1 protein-coding gene is annotated in these 1,501 nt (G+C 76.7%); it reads left to right on the forward strand.

The window, feature by feature from the left end; all coding sequences use genetic code 11:
* The first annotated feature begins 242 nt into the window (after positions 1 to 242).
* A complete protein-coding gene (locus ACOV8S_RS30815) occupies positions 243 to 1,409 on the forward strand; it encodes a hypothetical protein (protein WP_448321781.1) in 1,167 nt (388 codons plus the stop codon).
* Positions 1,410 to 1,501: the final 92 nt, after the last annotated feature.

Raw genomic sequence — 1,501 nt, forward strand, 5'->3', positions numbered from 1 at the left:
GGCCCCCGTCCGCGGGTCCGCCCCGGTCGCAGGCCGCGAACCTGGCCGACTCACCCGTTCCGCCCGGGCGTCGCGGGCCCTAGCGTGCTGCCGCCGTCCGGCCGGCCCGGCGGCCCGACCGAAATGGGGTACGCACCGTGAACCGTCCGACCCTCCGCCACGGCCCGGCGGCCGCCGGCCGACCGGCGCCCCCGCGCCCGCACCGCGCGCGGCGGCTCCGCAGCCCGCTCACCGTCCTCGCCCTGGCGGCGACCGCCCTGGGCCTGACCGGGGCCCCGCCCGCCACCGCCGCGCCGGCCCCCACCGCAGCGCCGGCCCGTGCCGCACAGGTCGTCGTCCCGGCCGGAGTGACCGCCGGCGTGGCCGTCTTCGACCGCACGACCGGAACCTTCACCGAGCGGCTCAACGAGAACGCGCGGTTCCGCTCGGCCTCGGTGGTGAAGCTGCTGCTCGCCCTCGACCACCTGCGCACCCACGACCCGCGCACCCTGCCCTCGGCCGACCGCACCCGGATCGACGCGATGCTCCGCAGCAGCGACGACAACGCGGCCGGCTACTACTGGGACCTGGGCGGCCGGACCGCGATCATCGACCGGACCGCCGCGCAGCTCGGCCTGACCGACACCGTCGGCCCGCCCGCCGGGTACGAGAGCTACTGGGGATACGTGTCCCTGTCGGCCGCCGACACGGTGCGGATCTACCGGTACGTGCTGGACACCGCGCCCGCGCCGGTGCGGGACTACGTGATGGGCAACCTGCGGCAGTCGACGCGCTGCGCCACCGACGGCTTCGACCAGCACTTCGGCATCGCCGGGTCCTTCTCGCGGCCGTGGGCGGTCAAGCAGGGCTGGTCCGGCTTCGGCGGCTCCGGCAGCTGCTCGCCCAGGCCGTCGACGACCGTCCCCCTCGCCGCCGAGCAGGGCTCCACGACGACGTCCGCGCCCGGGGCGGCGCAGTCCGGGGCGGCGCCCGCCGCGGCCGGCGTCGACCTGACGCGGGAGGCCCTGCACACCACCGGCACCGTGGGCACCGGCGACCGCGCCATCGTGGCCGTCCTCACCCTGCACGCCGACGGCACCCCGTACGGGACCGCCTACTCGGCCGTGAACCGGCTCACCCGGTCCCTGAACGTGCCCGGCGCGGTCCGCCCGGCGGGGACCTGGTTCGGCACCTGGGGCTCCGGGGTGAACGTGCGCCAGCAGCCGTCGGCCACCGCCGCCCGGCTGACGACGCTGCCGGCCGGCGTGGAGGTCCTGGTGAGCTGCCAGAAGCTCGGCCAGGAGGTCAGCGTCCCGCCCTACGTGAACGCGTGGTGGGCCTACCTCCCCCAGTACGGCGGCTGGATGACCAACATCTACGTCAGCTCCCCGGACAACCAGCTCCCGGGCGTGCCCGTCTGCGCCTCCTGAACCTGCCGGGCAACCCTCGCCGTCGGTGGGCGGTCCCACAGGTGGACGCGGCGGAGCCGGGACACCCCGGCCCGTCGCGTCCACCTGTGGGA

The sequence above is a fragment of the Streptomyces sp. CO7 genome, from assembly GCF_053474865.1.